We start from the raw sequence: 2,578 nt of genomic DNA on the forward strand, positions 1-2,578 counted from the left end.
CCGATGCAGCCGCACATCACCAGCATGTTGATGATGGCGCGGTAGTTCATGTCCATGTGGTACCAGTGGTTCAGGCCCGCGCCGAGGATCACCATGGAGCGGCCCTGGGTCTTCGCCGCGTTGTCGGCGAAACCGCGCGCCACCCGCACCACATGGTCGGCGGGCACGCTGGTGATGGACTCCTGCCACTTGGGCGTGTACGGGACGTTGTCCTCGTAGTCCCGGGCAACGCTGGTGTCGCCCAGGTCCCGGTCGATGCCGTAATGGGCGGCCATCAGGTCGAACACCGTGGCCACCAGGGCCGTGCTCCCGTCGGCCAGCGTGATGCGCCGGGCCGGCACCCGGCGCTCCAGCACCTCCTCCTGCGGGTTGTCGGGGTAGTACTCGTGGGCCACCCCGCCGAAGTAGGGGAAGGCCACGGTGGCCAGCTCGTCGCGTTCCGCGATCAGGGACAGCCGCAGCCGGGTCTCCCCGCCGGAGCCCCCCTCGCGCTCCTCCAGGTTCCAGCGCCCGCTCTCGTCCCAGCGGAAGCCGATGGAGCCCTGCGGCGCCACCAGATCCCCCGAGGCCTCGTCCCAGGCGATGGTCTTCCACTCGGCGTGCTTGGACTGGCCCAGGCCCTCGGCCAGGTCGCTGGCGCGCAGGAAGCGGCCGGGCACGATGCGCCCGGCGGCGTCGTCCAGGCGCACCAGCATGGGCATATCGGTGTAGCGGCGGCAGTAGTCCTGGAAATAGGGCTCCTGCCGGTCGATGTGGAACTCCTTGAGGATGACGTGGCCCAGGGCCATGCCGAGGGCGGCGTCCGTGCCCTGCTTGGGCGACAGCCACAGGTCGGCGAACTTGGTGGCCTCGGCGTAGTCCGGCGAGACGGTGACGATCTGGGTGCCGTTGTAGCGGGCCTCGGTCATGAAGTGGGCGTCGGGGCTGCGCGTCTGCGGCACGTTGGAGCCCCACATCATGATGAACTTGGCGTTGTACCAGTCGGCCGACTCGGGCACGTCCGTCTGCTCGCCCCAGGTCATGGGGGAGGAGGGCGGCAGGTCGCAGTACCAGTCGTAGAAGGACAGGCAGGTCCCGCCGAGGAGCGACAGATAGCGGGTCCCCGCAGCGTAGGAGACCATGGACATGGCCGGGATGGGCGAGAAGCCGGCGATGCGGTCGGGTCCGTGGGTCTTGACCGTGTAGGCGTTGGCCGCCGCCGTGATCTCCTCCACCTCCTCCCAGGAGGAGCGCACCAGGCCGCCAAGGCCGCGGCGCTTCTGGTAGCTGCGCCGCTTATCGGGGTCCTCGACGATGGCGGCCCAGGCCTCCACCGGATCGGGGTGGCGGGCCCGGGCCTCCCGCCACAGCCGCAGCAGGGTGCCCCGCACCATGGGGTACTTGAGCCGGGCGGCGCTGTAGATGTACCAGGAATAGCTCGCCCCGCGGGGACAGCCGCGGGGCTCGTGGTTGGGCAGATCCGGCCGGGTGCGCGGGTAGTCGGTCTGCTGGGTCTCCCAGGTCACCAGGCCGTCCTTGACGTAGATCTTCCACGAGCAGGCGCCGGTGCAGTTCACCCCGTGGGTGGAGCGCACCACCTTGTCGTGCTGCCAGCGCTGCCGGTAGGCCTTCTCCCAGGAGCGGTCCTCGTCGGTGGTGCGGCCGTGCCCCTCCGCGAACTCGCCCTGGATGCGCCGGAAGAAGGTGAGACGATCGAGGAAATGGCTCATGGCTCCGCACCCTCGCTGGCGTGAAAAGTTGCACAGGAACTGCCATGAACCATTAGGCACACTTAGCGGGGGCCCCGTGTTGACCGCGATCAAGTTTGGATCGGACAACGGCGGGTGTCCGGGCAACGGAGCCTGGAGACGGGCTGGTGGAAGGCTGTGGGGGTAAGGGGTTGGCCCGGTTCCGTGGACAAACGGCCCTTTGGCTGGAAGGGAGTCGACCCAGGTGGATCCATTCGGTTGGACAGTCGTTGGGCCTTGAGAAGTAAACGGTTCGAGGCCTGCCTCAGGCTTCGGTTTCCGGCTGGGTGGCCCAGTGGAACTCGTCCGGAAATCGGATTAGCTACCGCTCGGGCTGGGACAGCCCCACAAGGCCGAAGAATTCGCCCCGGGAACCAACGCCAAAAGGGACAGGTCACAATGAACTTTTCCGGCCTGCCCAACCCCAAAAAACCGACCCGGTACTAGGGTCAACCTTGGGCACCCTTGCCGATTCTTAGAACAAATTCCGGCTCCCCGCGGAAATATGCGGAAGTATTAGGAGCATCCATGCCCTCATCGAAACGTGCGGTGGATTTCCAGAGGGTCTTTGAGGCCTCGCAAGAGAACTACGTCCTTCTCGCCGCGGATGAGCCCGACTTCACCATCCTCGCGGCGAGTGATGGCTACTTGTATATGTCGGGGATGGCGCGTGAGGAGCTGGTCGGCAGGAAAGTCTTTGAGGTGTTCCCCGAGAACCCCGAACAACCTGAAGGGGCTCCCATTTCCGAAATCCGAGCCTCCCTCAAACGGGTAATGGAAGAAAAGGAGGTCCATTTTTTGGCGCTTCACGATTTTGTGTGGGTTACCCTGCCAGCCCCATCGACTTCAGG

The 2,578-nt window shown here is 65.9% G+C and carries 2 protein-coding genes; one reads left to right on the forward strand and one right to left on the reverse strand.

The features are described 5' to 3' along the window. Positions 1–1,709 (reverse strand): molybdopterin-dependent oxidoreductase (locus ACLFRB_RS11730; RefSeq protein WP_411069197.1); only part of this gene is annotated, 1,709 nt, incomplete at its 3' end. A gap of 546 nt (positions 1,710–2,255) precedes the next feature. Between ACLFRB_RS11730 and ACLFRB_RS11735 the strand changes: the two genes are divergently transcribed. After that, positions 2,256–2,578, forward strand: a 323-nt coding sequence (locus tag ACLFRB_RS11735; RefSeq protein ID WP_411069198.1) for a PAS domain-containing protein, incomplete at its 3' end; no start/stop codon positions are given.

The organism is Thiohalorhabdus sp. (assembly GCF_046545655.1).
GTDB lineage: Bacteria > Pseudomonadota > Gammaproteobacteria > Thiohalorhabdales > Thiohalorhabdaceae > Thiohalorhabdus.